Consider the following 15371-nt stretch of genomic DNA (forward strand, 5'->3'; position numbering starts at 1 on the left):
AATGAAACGCCGCACCTTCCTCGCATTGCCTCGCGCGCTCGCTTCCTTGCTGCCGGTGGCGGTGCTCAGGCCGATCGTTCCGCTTGCGTCGTTGTTGCCGCTGCTACGGCCGCAGCGAGCTTCAGCAAAAGAACCCGACTATCCCCCCGTCACCGCGGGCCGCACGCTCGTCTTTCCGCGCGACTTCGGCGCGCACCCGCAGTACCGCACCGAATGGTGGTACGCGACCGGCTGGCTCTACACCGCCGATCACAGCGCGCTTGGCTTTCAGGTGACGTTCTTCCGCTCCCGGCCCGCGCTCGACGATGCGAATCCAAGCCGGTTCGCGCCGCATCAGTTGCTGTTCGCGAATGTCGCGCTCAGCGATCCGCAAGCCGGCCAACTGCAGCACGATCAGCGCTCGGCGCGCAGCGGCTTCGGTCTCGCGCAGGCGAGCGAAGCGGACACGAGCGTGCAGATCGGCGCGTGGTCGCTCGTGCGCGACGCGCGCGACGGCGCGTACAAGGTCGAGATCGACGCCGCGAACTTCGAGATGGCCTTTACGATGCAGCCGACGCAGCGCGTGCTGCTCAACGGCGCGCAAGGCTATAGCCGCAAGGGGCCGCTCGCGAGCCAGGCGAGCTACTACTACAGCGAGCCGGCGCTGCACGTGACCGGCATGCTCACGCGCAATCGCGCGTCGGGCGGTAAGGCCGAGCCCGTGCAAGGGATTGCGTGGCTCGATCATGAATGGTCGACGGCGTATCTCGCCGATGAGGCGATCGGCTGGGACTGGATCGGCCTCAACTTCGACGACGGCAGTGCACTGATGGCGTTCCAGATTCGCGACAAGGCGGGCCGCAAGTTCTGGGCAGGCGGCACGCTGCGGCGCGCGGACGGTTCGTCACGTGAGCTTGCGCCCGCGGACGTTGTGTTCACGCCGCTGCGCTGGTGGCGCTCGCCGCATACCGATGCGCGCTATCCGGTGACGATGCGCGTCGATGCCGGCGATCTGCATCTGACGCTGACGCCGCTTTTCGACGATCAGGAAGTGGATAGCCGCGCGAGTACAGGCGCGGTCTATTGGGAGGGGGCCGTCACGGTTACGGCGGCAGCGGCGAGTTCAAACGAAGCGAAGAAGCCGCTCGCACACGGCTATCTGGAACTGACGGGATACGTTGCGCGGCTCCAGTTGTGAGCCCTGTTCAGCTTTCCGACGTCACCGGCTTGTGCGTCTTCTCGACACGCGCTATCGCGACCGGCGCCGCGTCGCTCAACTGTCCTTGCCGCTCTGCCGCCACGCGCCGCAGCATCTCGGCGCCTTGCCACGAGATCAGCGCGAGACAGCCGAAAATCACCTCGCGTATCCGCTTGATAAACGCAAGCGACAGCGCCGCGTCGTGACTGACGCCGAACATCTGCGCGAGCAGCACCACCGACGCCTCCTGCACGCCAAGCCCCGACGGCACGAAGAACGCCGCGTGCCGCACCGCCTGGGTGATCGCCTCGATCGCGATCGCGCCGCCGATCGACACCGGATGGCCAAGCAGCGCAAGCGCGACATACGCTTCGAGCGCACCGAGCACATAGCCCGAAAGCTGCCACAGGAAGGCGCGCAGCAGCAAGCCCGAACGCACCATCAGCGCGTCGATATCGGCATCGAGACGCTTGCCGTCGATACGCTGCAATAGCGGATGCGACTCGCCGAAAAGCCGCCCCGCCCAGCGCTCGATCGCATGGAAAATGCCACCGCGCCGCAGGAACACGATTGCCGCGGCCGGCAGCGGCAACGAGAGCACGAGGCCAAGCGTGATCGCATGCCAGGCGCCCGAGCTTTGCGCGGACGCGACGATCAGCACGATGCCGATTGCCGAGAACGCGTACTGCACCGCAAGCGTCACGATCACTTCGACGATGACCGTCGCGCTCACGAAACTGCCGTCGGCAACGCGCCATTGCGCAAGCCGGATACCGATCACTTCGCCGCCGATACCGACTACGGGCAGCAGGCGGTTGACCGCTTCGCGCACCGTCGCGACCCATAGCAGGAAGCCGAGCGACGCGCGCCGGTCGAGCAGAAGCCGCCATGCCTGCGCGTCGAGCAGCAGCGGTAGCAGATGCAGCGGCACGAGCAGCAGCAATGCCCAGCCGGCGTGCCGGATCATCTGGAGCGCGTCGCCGACGCGCAGATGCAGCGTCAGCGCGATCAGAATCGCGATACCGACCGGCCAGCCCACGAAACGCAGCCACTTCATGACAGCACCGCCCCGTTTTGCGACCCGTCATGCGCGCCGTTCGATCGTGCATCGCCGAACACATCGCTAAAGCCGCCGCGCGTCGCGCACGCCGCGCGCAGCGCCACCGCGACGCGCGGCGACAGCAGTGCGTTCAGTTCATCGGTATGGCGATAGCGGCGCATGCCGTCGGACAGCGCGCCTTCGCCTGCCGTCGCCGGATGGCAATAAATCTCGCCGACGCCGGGCGGCAGATTCGCGAGCGTCTCGAGCAGCACGGCTTCGTCCATGCCGCCCGTATGCGCGATGCCGACCACATAGTCGTTGTGCGCGATGCCCGCGCGCTCGAGCCGCGCGCGCACGCTCGCCATCCAGGGGCGGATCCACGCGGGCGAGTGCGCTTCGTACGGCAGCCGCATCGCGCGCATGCCGTAGTCGCGGCCGATCCGGAGAATCAGCGAGAGCACCGTCGGGTGCAGATGGAAATGCTTGTGCGTGTTGACGTGATCGAGCGGCAAGCCGGTCGCTTTGAACGCTTCGAACTGGGCGCGAATTTCACGCGCAAGCTGGGCGCGCACGTGAGGCAGGAAGAAGAAACGGAAACCGTCGCGCACCATGTTGTCGCCGAAACGGCCGTGCGCATCGACGAGCGCGGGTATCTCGTCGCGCGGCAAACTTGCCGCGCCGTCGGCCAGCACCAGATGCAGGCCGACGCGCAATTGCGGCAGACGCCGCGCGCGCTCGAGCGCGTCGCGCGCAGCCGGCGCGCCGACCATCAGGCTCGCCGCGCTCAGCACGCCATGCCGATGCGCACGCTCGACCGCTTCGTTGACGCGCTCATGCAGACCGAAATCGTCGGCGGTCAGAATCAGCGCGCGGCCGGGCGATCGCATGGAGGACGTCACGCCTCGTGCGCCCTCAGGAAGCGGAAGAATTCGACGCCTTCACGCAGGCGGCGCTTCATCATCTCCCAGCTCATCAGCATTTCGCGCACGATCTCCCAGATTTTCGACGGGCGGAAATAGAACTCGCGATAGAACTGCTCGAGGTGGTGATAAATCTCGTCGCGCGACAGGTGCGGATAACCGATCGCCGCGAGCTGCACGCCTTCCTTGCTGACGAGATTGATGACCTTGTTCTCTTCCATCCAGCCGTTCTCGACCGCCTGCTTGTAGAGCGTCGTGCCCGGATACGGCGCCGCGAGCGACACCTGAATGGTGTGCGGATTGATTTCCTTCGCGTACTCGATGGTCTTGCGGATCGTCTCCTGCGTCTCGCCCGGCAGGCCGAGAATAAATGTGCCGTGAATCTTGATGCCGAGCTTCTTGCAATCCGCGCTGAAACGACGTGCGAAATCGGTGCGCACGCCCTTCTTGATGTTGACGAGAATCTGGTCGTCGCCGGATTCGAAGCCCACCAGCAACAGACGCAGGCCGTTCTCCTTCATGATCTTGAGCGTCTTGTACGGCACGTTGGCCTTGGCGTTGCACGACCACGTCACGCCGAGCTTGCCCAGGCCGAGCGCGATCGCTTCGGCGCGCGGCGCGTCGTCAGTGAAGGTGTCGTCGTCGAACATGACTTCCTTCACTTCCGGCATGTTGTCGCGAATCCACTTCACTTCCTCGATCACGTTCTCGACCGACCGCACGCGATAGCGGTGACCGCTCACCGTTTGCGGCCACAGGCAGAACGTGCAGCGCGACTTGCAGCCGCGGCCCGTATAGAGCGAGACATACGGGTAGTTCAGGTAGCCGATGAAGTAGTTGTCGATCTTCAGATCGCGCTTATAGACCGGCGCGACGAACGGCAGCGAGTCCATGTCCTCGAGGATCGGACGCGCTTCGTTATGTTCGATCGAACCGTCCTTCGCGCGCCACGACAGGCCCTTGATTTCCGCGAACGGCTTGCCTTCGGCGAGTTCCTTGCAGGTGAAGTCGAATTCCTCGCGGCAGACGAAATCGATCGCCTCGGTTGCGGTCAGCGAGTTGTGCGGATCGACCTGCACCTTCGCGCCGACCATGCCGACGATGATCGACGGCTTGTGCTTCTTCAGGTCTTCGGCAAACGATGCGTCGGTGGGGAACGACGGAGTGCTCGTGTGAATAATGACGAGGTCGTACTGCTCGGCGATCTTCAGCGTTTCCTGAACCGAGATGCCGTCGGCCGGCGCGTCGAGCACGCGGCTGCCGGGCACGAGCGCAGCCGGCTGCGCGAGCCACGTCGGATACCAGAACGAGCGGATTTCGCGCTTCGCCTGGTAACGCGACCCCGCGCCGCCATCGAATCCGTCATACGACGGCGCCTGCAAGAACAATGTCTTCATGCTCATGGTCGTTGTCACTCCGCCCTGCAATGTGTCAGCGTTGCGTTCAGTCATGGAATTATCAGATATTTGCGCGCTCGGGGTTTATCGGCCATCGGAGACTTCGAGCACCTCGACCGCATCAAGCTTTGGCGTTCCGCTTGCCGCGGTCCGCGTCGTGACAGGCACCCGCGCGCCGCGCCAGATCACATAGGACCCGAACGCACCGGCGAGCCACTGTAACATCAGCAATGCGTCGCGCAAGGGGACGAGCGGCAGGTCGCGCCAGAAGGTCCGCCCGTTGCGTGTCGCATGAATATGCATCGCCAGCCGCGCGACGCAGCCGGCGCACGTGATCGCTGTCATCGCCGCCGCCGCGACCGGTTGCGTGGCTTCTGCGTGGAAGGCGCCCGCGAGCCGCGCGCCGAGCAGCAGCCACGGCGACGTAAAGGTGACGAACAGGAAGGCGAAGCCCGCCGGATTAACCGAGCGGATCGTGCGCAGCCAGCGCGTTTCGCGATGCCAGAGCGCGACGAAGCCCGTTTCGATCACGTCGGTTGCGACGATCATTTTCGATAAAACCGTGCGCAAACCGAGCCGGCGCACGTGCCCGGCCAGCCAGTAGTCGTCGGCGAGACAATCCTTGAGCGGCTCGAAGCCGCCGATTCGCTCGAACGTATCGCGGCGCAGCGCGAGTGTCGCGCCAAAGCCGAACTCGCGCGAGCCTGTTGCATGCGCAACGAGCACCGACGGCAGAAACCATTCGTTGACGAACAGTGCGCCGATGCGCGACCAGAAGCCCTTGATGCCGGTTGCACGATACAGGCACGTCACCACGCCGTTGCGCGGGTCGGCGAGCGGCGCGCAAACGTGCTGCAGATAGTCGGGCGCGACGGCGATATCGCTGTCCGCAACGACGAGCAGATCGTATCGTGCGTGTTCGACAAGATTCATCAGGTTACTGACTTTCAGATTGCTGCCGTGCACGCGCGCATCGACGACGAGCGTGATGTCGCAATGCGGATAGGCGGCCTGCAGCCGATGCACGACGGCGATTGCCGGATCGTGCGCGGACGACACGCCGAACAGCAACTGGAAGCACGGGTGAGTCTGCTCGCAGAACGACGCGAGGTTTTCGTAGAGCCGCGGCTCCGCGCCGCACAGCGGCTTCAGTATGCTGACGGCGCCAAGCGCCGCGGGCACCGGCTGCGACTGCCCTTTGCGAGGGCGCCTTTGCGCCGTGCGCCGCAGCAGGCCGGCCGCCAATCCTGCATAGACCGTCGCGCCGCAGCAGATCACCGCGAGAAGCCATTGCGCATAGGACGTCCAGTTCGCGGTCATCGGACCCGAGCCTCCCTGGCGAAGCGCTGACCGCGCAATAGCGTCGACAGACGAGACGTGCCTGGACTGATTGGTCTGTTTAACATCGAGAGCACTCCGCTCATGTCGTCCAATCCGAGCGTAAGGTTTGCATGTGAAGCGTAGATGTTGGTGCAGAAATTGCCAAAGTCGGGATAGAGGTTATCCAAACAGGAACGCACGTGCATCGACCTCGCGCAAACCAAGCGCAGGCGAGCCTCTTAGCCGGGTGAGATAGTCCGCTCTCCGATGCGCGCAACCGCGGCCGCGATCGCGTGGCTGGAAATGGAGCAATGCACCGTTAGCCGAAAGGCAGGTGCAGGGTGTCTCAAGCATTAATTGTTTCATCGATCTGACTACAGCGCGCGCAAAAGAATGCTTGCGATTCCGTTAGGTATGGCAGAGCCATCCTTACGAAACCGATAATTATTTCTTTCAAATAAAAACGTGTCGCGGCAAGTGAATCCGCACAAACAATACTAGCAGCGGATCCTTATAGGAACATTAAGCTGACATGAGCAGCGGGAGGGCGCCGTGATGCGTCGCATTCTGCCAAAGTGCCCTGTTTGCAGGCTTTTTAGATTTCCGGCGACAGGTTTTGCGGTAAAGCTACGCCGCGACGGCTCTAAACACAATAAACTTTTTCGCTATTGGAAAAATGGATTTTTGACGATTTTTCAAATGCAAAGTAGCGACGCCATTCAATTGCTCGATATACAGGACGATAATCGGATCTTTGCCGATATGGTGAACGACGACGCCAATCCGTGCCTCTCGTGCGGCGCATGCTGCCAATACTTCCGGGTATCGATGTATATGGGCGAAATGACGGGCGCGGGCGGCACCGTGCCCGACGAGCTCGTGAGCCAGGTGAACCCGTATATCGTTTGCATGAAGGGCACCGAAGCGGGCTATGGGCGCTGCGTCGCCTTGCGCGGTGAAGTCGGAAAGCCCGGCATTCATTGCGCGATTTATGCACAGCGGCCGTCGCCGTGCCGCGAATTTCGCGTCTGGGCCGACGACGGCTCGCCTAATCCGGATTGCCAGCGGCTACGCGAAAGGGCCGGCTTGCCGCCGCTAGCCGCGATGCCGGCTTAAGGGCGGCTTAAGGGCGGCTTAAGGGCGGCTTAAGGGCGGCTTAAGGGTGACTGAAGGGCGACTTAAGGACGATGCGGTGTTAGCCGGTCGCGCTTGACGGTTCCGAGGTTCAGCCGCTTCCCGCTTTGCCGCGATCTGTCACACCTATTTCACATCGAACGTATAGTCGCCGTGCGTGCGATGCCCATCGGACGCGACCGCGACCCAATGCACGGTGTACTGTCCGGCCGCGAGCTCGGACAGGGGCACGCTGATCACATCGCGCGCCTTCGCGTCGATGCTCGCCTTGCTGGTCGTTACCGGCTTGCCCGCCGCGTCGGTGACCGTCAGCGACGAGAATGCGGGCTCGAGCGGACCGTTGAATGTGATTCTGACTTGCGCCGGCGCGGACACCGTTGCGCCCGATGCCGGTTCCTGTTGCGACGGGAATACGTGTGCGAATGCCGTCTGCGTGGTGAGCAGCACCGAGGCGCACAGCGCGGAGACGGTCATACGCTTGCGCGCGGTGTTGAATTCTTTCGTTTTCCAGAACATGAGACTTCGTCGCGGTTACAGTGGATGCGTCATCGCATCGACAAACGGTCGATGCGCCGGTGGCAGGTTCGACACGGCGCGGCCGCTGAATGTTTCAAATGCGGTTTCGAATGCGGCTTCAACATGCGATTTCAGCCCCGCTTCAGGCGCTCGATCAGGGCGATACCTGCCGCCGGATTGCGTTCCTTGAAACCGCTGATCACGTACAGAAACACATCGCGCGGGCTCTTGCCGGCAGTGCCCGGCTTCGCGACGGTTTCGAGGCCCGCCGGCTGACCGCCTGACGCCCATGTTTGCATCCGCGCGGTCCAGAGATCGAGTGCGTCGTCATCGTAGCCGCGTTCGGATGCATCGGATGTGCCCATGATGCGTGCGTAGACGAACGGCGCGGTGACATCGGCGATCTGCAGGTATTTCGAATCGCCTGCCATCACGATCGCCACGCCATGCTTGCGTGCAAGCGCGACAAAGGCTTCGTTGCGAAAGCTCTCGTGCCGCACTTCGACTGCATGACGCAGTGCGCGGCCGCCGGCCTCTTTCGGCAGCAGCGATAGAAATGCGTCGAAGTCCTGCTCATCGAACTGCTTGGTCGGCGCGAACTGCCAGTTGATCGGCCCGAGCTTGTGCTTCAGTTCGAGCACGCCGCTCGCGATAAAACGCTTGATCGACTCGCCCGCTTCCGCGAGGATGCGCCGATGCGTCGCAAAACGCGGCGCTTTCAGCGAGAAGACGAAATCGTCGGGCGTCTCGTCGTGCCACTTCGCGAACGATTCGGGCTTTTGCGATCCATAGAACGTCCCGTTGATTTCGATCGTCGTGAGCTGGCGGCTCGCGTATTCGAGCTCGCGTTTCTGCGTGAGATCTTCCGGGTAGAAGATGCCGCGCCACGGGGCGAAGGTCCAACCGCCGATGCCGACGCGGATGTTGGGGGTAGTTGAAGCCACGGCGGTGGCGGCCGTAGCCGGGGCTTTTTGGGCGGGCGCTTTCTCAGCAGCCGGTGCCTTCGCGGCCGCCGCTTTCTTGACCGCTACCTTGGTGGCCGGCGCTTTCTTAGCCGCCACCCCCGCAGTACCTGCCGCGCCCGAAGCGCGTTTCGACGGCGCCTTCGTCGTAGCCGTCGTTGATTTCGCCGCCTTCGCGGCCGGTTTGCGCGCTGCCATCGATGACGTCTCCCCTTACGCGTTCATATCGCTCCAGTGTAGCGAATCGCGCGGGGCTGCGCGTCATCCTTCGCGCGCTAACCGGTACACCTCCGGCCGGCGATCGCGCAACACATGGTTGAACGCATTGAGTTGCCGATGCCGGCGCGCATCGGCAAGATTCACCTGCGCAACAAGAATCTCCTCGTCGGTCGCACTCGCGGGGCCGGCAACCGGCCAGCCGTGCGCGTCGACAATCACGCTGCAGCCGAGAAACGGCTGTCCCCGCTCGTTGCCCACGCGATCCGCGGCGGCGACGAACAACCCGTTCGAATGCGCTCCGCTCATCGCGAGCAGATTCGCCATGACCGGCAAGCCCGCCGGTTGCGCCGGCATTGGCACCCAGTTGGTCGGCACGCACAGCATGTCCGCGCCGCCGTGCGCAGCGAGCCGGAAAACTTCGGGAAACCAGATGTCGTAGCAGATCGCGCACGCGATGCGCCCATACGGCGTATGAAACACCGGCACGCCGAGATTGCCCGGCTCGAAGAACAGATTCTCGTCGCCCCACAAATGCAGCTTGCGGTAATTGCCAAGCACGCCCTGCGGCCCAATGATCGCCGCCGAGTTATAGAGCACGTCGCCGTCGCGTTCCGTATAGCCGGCGACGAGTGTCACGCTCAACCGCGCGGCAAGGGCTGCCCACGCGCGTATCGTCTCACCGTGTCCGATCGTCTCGGACAGCGCAAATGCTTCCTCGCGCGTCTCGAACACGTAGCCTGAGTTGCATAGCTCCGGCAGCACGATCAGACGCGCGCCGCGTGCATCGGCTTCTTCGATCAACGCAATCGTGCGCGCAACGTTGCGCGCCTTCGCGCCGACTTCCGGCTCCATCTGGATGCAGGCGACGCCCAGCTTGCTTTCATTCCCTGTGCTCATTGAGCGATACTCCTCGCGATCGGCGCGCGCATCGCATGCCAGCGATGCACGTTTTCATAGGCTTGCGCCACGCGCAGCACAGTCGCTTCGTCGAACGGCTTGCCGACGACCTGCAGGCCGACCGGCAATTCGCGCGCATCGAAACCGCATGGCAGAGACAGGGCCGGCAAGCCGGTCAGATTGAATGGATACGTGAGCCGCCACGACGCCGCCAGCGGGCTTTCCTCGAGTCCGCCGGTGATCACCGACGCCTGGCCGCGATGCCATGCGGTCACCGGCGATGTCGGCGTCACGATCGCATCGACGCGTTCGAACACCGCGTTGAAATCCTCGATCAGCAGTGTGCGCAGCTGCTCGGCTTTCAGGTAATCCGCTGCCGTCACCATGCGGCCGATCTCGATGAGCGTGCGCACGTCGTCGTTCATCGTGGCTGTTGCGCCCTGTTGCAGGCCGCGGTCGTGATATGCACTCGACGATGCGAGCTCGATCGCGTAGATCGCGCCGAGGCCGTATTGCAGATTCGGCACGTCGAAATCGACGATTTGCGCGCCGAGCGCGGCCAGATCGGCGATCGCCTGTTCGACGCGCGCTTCGACGTCGACTTCATTCGCGCCGGAAAAGTGATTGCGGCACACGCCGATGCGCAAGCCCGCGACGCCCGCATCGAGCTGGGCGGTGAAGTCGGGCACAGGCATGTCGGCGCTGCCCGCGTCGCGCGCGTCGAAGCCGGCCAGCACGTTGAGCATCAACGCGGCGTCGCGCACCGACAAGGTCAGCGGCCCCGCATGATCGAGCGACCAGCTATGCGGCACGATGCCCGCGCGGCTCACGCGACCGAACGTCGGCTTGAGGCCGACCACGCCGCACAGGCTCGCCGGAATGCGGATCGAGCCGCCGGTATCCGAGCCGAGCGCGCCGCACGCGAGGCCTGCCGCGAGCGCCGCGCCGGACCCGCCGCTCGAGCCGCCGGGAATGCGCGACAGGTCCCATGGATTGCACGTCGGCGGCGTCTCGGTGCCCCATGCGAACTCGTGCGTGCGGGTCTTGCCGATCAGCACCGCGCCCGCCGCGCGCAGGCGCGCGACCGCCGCCGAGTCCGCGTTGGGGAACGCATAGCCGGGCGCGCGGCTGCCCGCGGTGGTCGGCATATCGGCCGTCAGGTAGTTATCCTTGACGGCGATCGGCACGCCATGCAGCGGTCCGCGCCGCTCGCCGCGCGCGATTTCCTCCGCACAGCGTTCGGCGTCCGCCCGGACCCGCGGGTTCAGGCATTCGTACGCGAGCACGTCGGCGTCGAGGGCTTCGATACTGGCGAGCAGCGTGTCGATCACGTCGACCGGAGAGACGTCGCCATGCGCGATGCGCGCGGCGAGTGAAGTCAGATCGTCGACGTCGCTCATGGGCGCTCCCCGGCGACGCGGTCGGCTGTGTGCTCTGCTGTGCGCTCGGTCATGCGCTCAGTGGTGCGCTCGGTTGCGTGATAAACGCGCGTCATATCGAACACGATCGCCGGATGACGCTCCGACAAATCGAGCGTGCGCAGCTTGTCGATCTCCGTGAGTATCGTTCGGTACACAGACAGATTGTGTGCAATGCGATCGTCCGCAAACTCGACGCCGATCCAGCGCGCGAGTTCATCGATGCGTTCATCGGCCGTGCCGCGCGCCCGCTGCGTCGCTCCCGGGCGGGACGGCGGCGGCGTCAGCAACATACGCGTGACCGCGGGTGGCGGCGCACGACCCGGGTCGTCGCGCGTCGGCATGCCTTCGACGAATGGCGTCACCTGGCGCCGCGCGAGTTCGAATACGCGCCGCAGTTCGGCCACAGGGTTTTCATGTTCGTCGACGCGCACATCGACCCATGCGTACGCTTCGTCGCGCATGACCTTGAGCGCGGCGGATTGCCGGCCGCGCATATCGCCGCCCGCAGCCTGCCCGGCTTCGAGCGCCTGCATCAGACGTTCTTCGAGCGCGAGATCGGGTGTCGCCTCGAACGCGGCCTGCATCGCATCGAGCGTCGCGGCGCCGACCAGCATGTTGCCCTGAACCGAATACGTGGCGCCGGTGCGCTGCCCGGCCCAGCCCGTGCATTGCGCACCGGTCCATGCGGCGCCGTGCCCGCGCTCGCCGATCACGCCGATCTGCCGCAAATCCGCAGCCGGGTCGCCGCCCAGCGCCTGCGCGAGCGCGCTCTCCGCATCGGCGCCGCGCTCGAGCAGTTCGAGCACGTCGAGTGCGAGATACGGATTGACCCACGATTGCGTGGACACCGCGCCAACGCCCGCGCGTACATAGATGCACATCGCACCCACGGCCGGCACCGCGGTACTGACAGCCACGCCGAGCGCGCCGCTGGCCGGGCAGCGCGCGACAATCGAAAAAGTCATGAAAAACGGTCTCCGTGGCTAGAGCGATAAAAAGCGCGCAACGGTTTCTTGAGCTGCCGGATCCGCTGTCGAACCCACAGCCGGAATCTCGCCGAGTTCGAGCACCGCATAGCGATTCGCGACAGCAAACGCAAAGTGAACGTGCTGTTCGACGAGCAGCATCGATGTACCGGAACGGTCGCGCTCGCGCGTCAGAATGCCGACCAGCCGTTCGATTACCGATGGCTGCATGCCCTCGGTGATTTCATCGATCAGGATCAGCTTCGGCTGGCGGATCAACGCGCGCGCGACGAGCAGCATTTTCTGCTCGCCGCCCGACAGGGTGCCCGCCTTCTGCCGCAAACGCTGCTTCAGAAACGGGAACAGGTCGTCGATACGCGCGAAAAGCGGCTTGAAATCGCGGTCGCGCGCGAGCGCGAGCTTCAGGTTCTCTTCGACGGACAGGTCCTGAAACAGCGCCTGTTCCTGCGGAATGTAAGCGACGTCGCGCCGCGCGATCCGGTTCGGCGGCAGGCCGGCGATGCGCTCGCCGAACAGCGTGATGTCGCCGCTTTTCGGGCGGATATAGCCCATCAGCGTTTTCAGCAGCGTCGATTTGCCCATGCCGTTCTTGCCCATGATCGCGACCACTTCGCCGCGCGCGAGCGTGAGATCGATGCCCTTGAGCACCATCGCTTCGCCGTAGCCGCTTTGCAGCGCGCCGATATCGACTGCAGACGATGTGCTCATGCCCCGCCCTCCGTGCCGGCCGTTCCGGTGTGCGATTCGCCCGCATACACGGCGCGCACGAGGTCCGAGTTCACCACTTCGTCGACACCGCCATCCATCACGATGCGCCCCTGATGCAGCACGACGATGCGCGAGCTGATCTGCCGCACGAAATCGAGGTCGTGCTCGACCAGCAGCAGGCACATCCGGTAGCGCGTCGCGAGCGAGACGAAGATCGAGCCGATCTGCGTGCGCTCCTGCTTCGTGAGGCCCGCGGTCGGTTCGTCGAGCAGCACTGTGCGCGGTTCGAGCGCGAGCACCATCGCGAGTTCGAGCGCCTGTTTCTGGCCGTGCGACAGATAGCGGCACTGCTGCTCCGGGATGCGATCGAGGCCCGTGAGACGCAGCACGTCGAGCGCCGGCTGCGGCAATTCGAGCGTCGTTGAACGTTGCCATCTCGACGGCCGCGCGACGCGATAGCGTGCGATACGCAATGCTTCTGCCACGCTCAACGAATCGAATACGGTCGCAGTCTGGAATTTGCGTCCGACGCCAAGCGCCACGCAATCATAGGGCGCAAGCCGCCGGATCTCGGCGCCGCCGATTTCGACGGTGCCGCCGGAACGCTGCGCGCCATCGGCGATGCAGCGCATCAGCGTGCTTTTGCCCGCGCCGTTCGGTCCGATCAGACTCAGCAGTTCGCCGGCATGCGCATCGAAGCTGATGCCGTCGAGCACCTTGAGACTGCCGAAATGCTTGTGTATGCCGCGCAGCGACAGCGCCGGACGCGCCGTTCCCCCGGTCGCGTCGTCGCGCTCGCGCGCAGGCGCCGCGACAAACGTCACGGCGACCGGCGCGGGGCCTTTACGACGCGGCAGCATGCCGCGCACGCCATCGGCGACCAGCGGCGCGAGCCCGCGCGGCATCGCGACGATCACCACGACGAACGCGATGCCGATCAGCAGCGTCCAGATATACGGCAGATCGCCGCTCAGATACGCGCTGCCCGTATCGATCAGCAGCGCGCCGACAATCGGGCCCAGCAGCGAACCGCGTCCGCCGAGCGCGACCCAGATCACGAGTTCGGTACCGAATACGAAGCCTGCATACTCGGGCGCGACCACCATCTGCACGCATGCGAACAGGAAACCCGCGAAGGCGGCAACGAGCGCGCAGGTGTCCATCAGTCGCGCCTTGTAGCGCGACACGTCGATGCCCAGATACTCGCAGCGCGACTCGTTCTCGCGGATCGCGACGAGCAGCCGGCCCGCGTCGCTGCGTACGAAAAGCCACGCGATCACCGCCAGCACCGTAAGAAAGGCGCCTGCAATAAAGAACCACGCTTCGAGCGGCAGATCGATACTGTCGAAGCCCGACAGCCCGCTGCTCGAGCCGGTGAATTCACCGCCCGAATAGATCGCCTGCACGAGCACGATCGGCAACACGAGCGTGACGACCGACGCATACAGCGGCGATGCGCCGTGATAGAACGCGAGCCAGCCGATCGCGCGCGACACAAGCCACGCGGCGGCAAGCCCTGCGGCAAGCGCGCCGGCTGCGAGCAGCGGCGAATAGCCGGCGTGCACGAACACGAGCCCTGCCGCATAGGCGCCAATGCCGAAGAACGCCGACTGTCCGAAAGTCAGGATCCCTGTGTAACCCCACAACAGGTCGACAGTCAACGCGAGCGCCGCATACAGAAACGAGCGGATCAGGTTGTTGACAAGAAAAGTAGGCAGTATGACGCTGCCCACCGCCAGCACCGCGAGCGCGGCCACGCCCACGACGAGCGGCATGCGCCACGGCCGCGCAACCGGCACGCGCAACGGCATGGTCGAAACAGGATCAGCCACGAGCAAAGCCCTCCGGCCGGATACGCAGCAGCAACGCGGCGAGCACCGCGATCGTCAGTCCGCCGAGCACCGGATTGACGAATGTGCTGACGAGCACCTGCGCGCCGCCGAGCACCGTGCTTGCCACCGCAAGATTGACGAGCGACGCGCCCGCGACCAGCACGAGCATGAAGGCGCCGACCACCCACGCGACACCCATATTCGGATCGACGCTCGCAAGCGGCGTGATCAGACAGCCGGCCAGCGAAGCGAGCGCCGCGCCGGTGCAGAACGTGATGAAACGCACGCGCGCGCTGCTGATGCCGAGACCGCGCGCGAGCGCTTCGTTCATGATGACCGCGCGGGTTTGCAGACCGAGGCGCGTACCGTTGAGCAGCCAGCCGAGCGCCAGCGCGATGATCAATGCGACGCCGACGAGGACGAGCCGGTACGCCGAATACTGCGCGCCGAGCCAGTGAACCGCACCGCTCAGCGGGCTCGCGACCATCTGCACGCCGCGTCCGAACGCGAGCGTGATCAACTGGCCGACGATAATGCCGAGGCCCCATGTCGCCAGAATCGCATCGAGCGGACGCGCATAGAGCGGCCGCACGATAAAGCGTTCGACCGCCATGCCGAGCACGAAGCCGATCGCCAGCGAACACGGAATGCTCCACCACCAGCCGAGCCCCGCCTGCGCGACGATCACACTCGCATAACCGCCCGTCGTCAGGAATGCGCCGTGCGAGAAGTTGATGATTTTCATCACGCCGAAGACGAGCAGCAATCCGGTCGATACGATAAACAGGATCGCTGCGGTCGTGACGATATCGAGGCCCAGATTCAGCATCGCGGTCGCCT

14 protein-coding genes are annotated in these 15371 nt (G+C 64.6%); 2 read left to right on the forward strand and 12 right to left on the reverse strand.

Going from position 1 to position 15371, the window contains the following annotated elements; genetic code table 11:
- Nucleotide 1 precedes the first annotated feature (1 nt).
- Nucleotides 2–1177, forward strand: a complete 1176-nt coding sequence (locus KZJ38_RS35725) for a lipocalin-like domain-containing protein (RefSeq protein ID WP_219801712.1) — start codon at nt 2–4, stop codon at nt 1175–1177.
- 7 nt (nt 1178–1184) lie between these two features.
- Here KZJ38_RS35725 and KZJ38_RS35730 read toward each other — a convergent pair whose 3' ends face one another.
- The 4 genes from KZJ38_RS35730 to hpnI form a co-directional block, all read right to left on the reverse strand.
- On the reverse strand, nt 1185–2234 hold the full coding sequence (locus tag KZJ38_RS35730; protein WP_219801713.1) for a lysylphosphatidylglycerol synthase domain-containing protein: 1050 nt from the start codon (nt 2232–2234) through the stop codon (nt 1185–1187).
- Entirely contained in the window at nt 2231–3106 is an 876-nt protein-coding gene (gene hpnK / locus KZJ38_RS35735; RefSeq protein ID WP_219801714.1) for a hopanoid biosynthesis-associated protein HpnK, read from the reverse strand. The genes KZJ38_RS35730 and hpnK overlap by 4 nt, the downstream gene beginning before the upstream one ends.
- A gap of 8 nt (nt 3107–3114) precedes the next feature.
- The gene (hpnJ, locus tag KZJ38_RS35740; RefSeq protein WP_219801715.1) at nt 3115–4536 is read right to left on the reverse strand and encodes a hopanoid biosynthesis associated radical SAM protein HpnJ; all 1422 of its coding nucleotides are present in this window, start codon (nt 4534–4536) and stop codon (nt 3115–3117) included.
- Between the two features lie 84 nt (nt 4537–4620).
- Nucleotides 4621–5856 carry a bacteriohopanetetrol glucosamine biosynthesis glycosyltransferase HpnI gene (hpnI, locus tag KZJ38_RS35745; protein WP_219801716.1) on the reverse strand — a complete coding sequence of 412 codons (1236 nt, stop codon included), beginning with the start codon at nt 5854–5856 and terminating at the stop codon, nt 4621–4623.
- A 762-nt stretch (nt 5857–6618) separates the two neighbouring features.
- Here hpnI and KZJ38_RS35750 point away from each other — a divergent pair.
- On the forward strand, nt 6619–6972 hold the full coding sequence (locus KZJ38_RS35750) for a YkgJ family cysteine cluster protein (protein ID WP_246642108.1): 354 nt from the start codon (nt 6619–6621) through the stop codon (nt 6970–6972).
- A gap of 144 nt (nt 6973–7116) precedes the next feature.
- Here the strand turns inward: KZJ38_RS35750 and KZJ38_RS35755 are convergent, their stop codons facing one another.
- From KZJ38_RS35755 to KZJ38_RS35790, 8 genes are all read right to left on the reverse strand, one after another.
- Complete coding sequence (locus KZJ38_RS35755; protein WP_219801718.1) at nt 7117–7506, reverse strand: copper resistance CopC family protein; 390 nt, start codon at nt 7504–7506, stop codon at nt 7117–7119.
- 131 nt (nt 7507–7637) lie between these two features.
- The gene (locus tag KZJ38_RS35760; protein ID WP_246642110.1) at nt 7638–8450 is read right to left on the reverse strand and encodes a DUF72 domain-containing protein; all 813 of its coding nucleotides are present in this window, start codon (nt 8448–8450) and stop codon (nt 7638–7640) included.
- 279 nt (nt 8451–8729) lie between these two features.
- Nucleotides 8730–9584 (reverse strand): nitrilase family protein, encoded by an 855-nt coding sequence (locus tag KZJ38_RS35765; protein ID WP_219801720.1) that lies wholly within the window; start codon nt 9582–9584, stop codon nt 8730–8732.
- Complete coding sequence (locus KZJ38_RS35770; RefSeq protein WP_219801721.1) at nt 9581–10984, reverse strand: amidase; 1404 nt, start codon at nt 10982–10984, stop codon at nt 9581–9583. The genes KZJ38_RS35765 and KZJ38_RS35770 overlap by 4 nt, the downstream gene beginning before the upstream one ends.
- Nucleotides 10981–11970 carry a DUF1028 domain-containing protein gene (locus KZJ38_RS35775; RefSeq protein WP_219801722.1) on the reverse strand — a complete coding sequence of 330 codons (990 nt, stop codon included), beginning with the start codon at nt 11968–11970 and terminating at the stop codon, nt 10981–10983. The genes KZJ38_RS35770 and KZJ38_RS35775 overlap by 4 nt, the downstream gene beginning before the upstream one ends.
- A gap of 18 nt (nt 11971–11988) precedes the next feature.
- Nucleotides 11989–12699: an ABC transporter ATP-binding protein gene (locus KZJ38_RS35780; protein WP_219801723.1), complete on the reverse strand. Its 711-nt coding sequence runs from the start codon at nt 12697–12699 to the stop codon at nt 11989–11991.
- Nucleotides 12696–14531: a branched-chain amino acid ABC transporter ATP-binding protein/permease gene (locus KZJ38_RS35785; protein WP_246641936.1), complete on the reverse strand. Its 1836-nt coding sequence runs from the start codon at nt 14529–14531 to the stop codon at nt 12696–12698. Before KZJ38_RS35785 ends, KZJ38_RS35780 begins: the two co-directional genes overlap by 4 nt.
- The gene (locus tag KZJ38_RS35790) at nt 14524–15357 is read right to left on the reverse strand and encodes a branched-chain amino acid ABC transporter permease (RefSeq protein WP_219803821.1); all 834 of its coding nucleotides are present in this window, start codon (nt 15355–15357) and stop codon (nt 14524–14526) included. The genes KZJ38_RS35785 and KZJ38_RS35790 overlap by 8 nt, the downstream gene beginning before the upstream one ends.
- Between the last annotated feature and the right edge of the window lie 14 nt (nt 15358–15371).

Source organism: Paraburkholderia edwinii (assembly GCF_019428685.1).
Classification (GTDB): domain Bacteria; phylum Pseudomonadota; class Gammaproteobacteria; order Burkholderiales; family Burkholderiaceae; genus Paraburkholderia; species Paraburkholderia edwinii.

What these genes read in the sequence shown, in the direction of transcription:
- KZJ38_RS35780 (WP_219801723.1), bottom strand. Translation starts at nt 12,699, where the DNA reads ATGAGCACATCGTCTGCAGTCGATATCGGCGCGCTGCAAAGCGGCTAC.
- KZJ38_RS35725 (WP_219801712.1), top strand. Translation starts at nt 2, where the DNA reads ATGAAACGCCGCACCTTCCTCGCATTGCCTCGCGCGCTCGCTTCCTTG.
- KZJ38_RS35730 (WP_219801713.1), bottom strand. Translation starts at nt 2,234, where the DNA reads ATGAAGTGGCTGCGTTTCGTGGGCTGGCCGGTCGGTATCGCGATTCTG.
- KZJ38_RS35765 (WP_219801720.1), bottom strand. Translation starts at nt 9,584, where the DNA reads ATGAGCACAGGGAATGAAAGCAAGCTGGGCGTCGCCTGCATCCAGATG.
- KZJ38_RS35775 (WP_219801722.1), bottom strand. Translation starts at nt 11,970, where the DNA reads ATGACTTTTTCGATTGTCGCGCGCTGCCCGGCCAGCGGCGCGCTCGGC.
- KZJ38_RS35750 (WP_246642108.1), top strand. Translation starts at nt 6,619, where the DNA reads ATGGTGAACGACGACGCCAATCCGTGCCTCTCGTGCGGCGCATGCTGC.
- hpnJ (WP_219801715.1), bottom strand. Translation starts at nt 4,536, where the DNA reads ATGAAGACATTGTTCTTGCAGGCGCCGTCGTATGACGGATTCGATGGC.
- KZJ38_RS35770 (WP_219801721.1), bottom strand. Translation starts at nt 10,984, where the DNA reads ATGAGCGACGTCGACGATCTGACTTCACTCGCCGCGCGCATCGCGCAT.
- hpnI (WP_219801716.1), bottom strand. Translation starts at nt 5,856, where the DNA reads ATGACCGCGAACTGGACGTCCTATGCGCAATGGCTTCTCGCGGTGATC.
- KZJ38_RS35755 (WP_219801718.1), bottom strand. Translation starts at nt 7,506, where the DNA reads ATGTTCTGGAAAACGAAAGAATTCAACACCGCGCGCAAGCGTATGACC.
- hpnK (WP_219801714.1), bottom strand. Translation starts at nt 3,106, where the DNA reads ATGCGATCGCCCGGCCGCGCGCTGATTCTGACCGCCGACGATTTCGGT.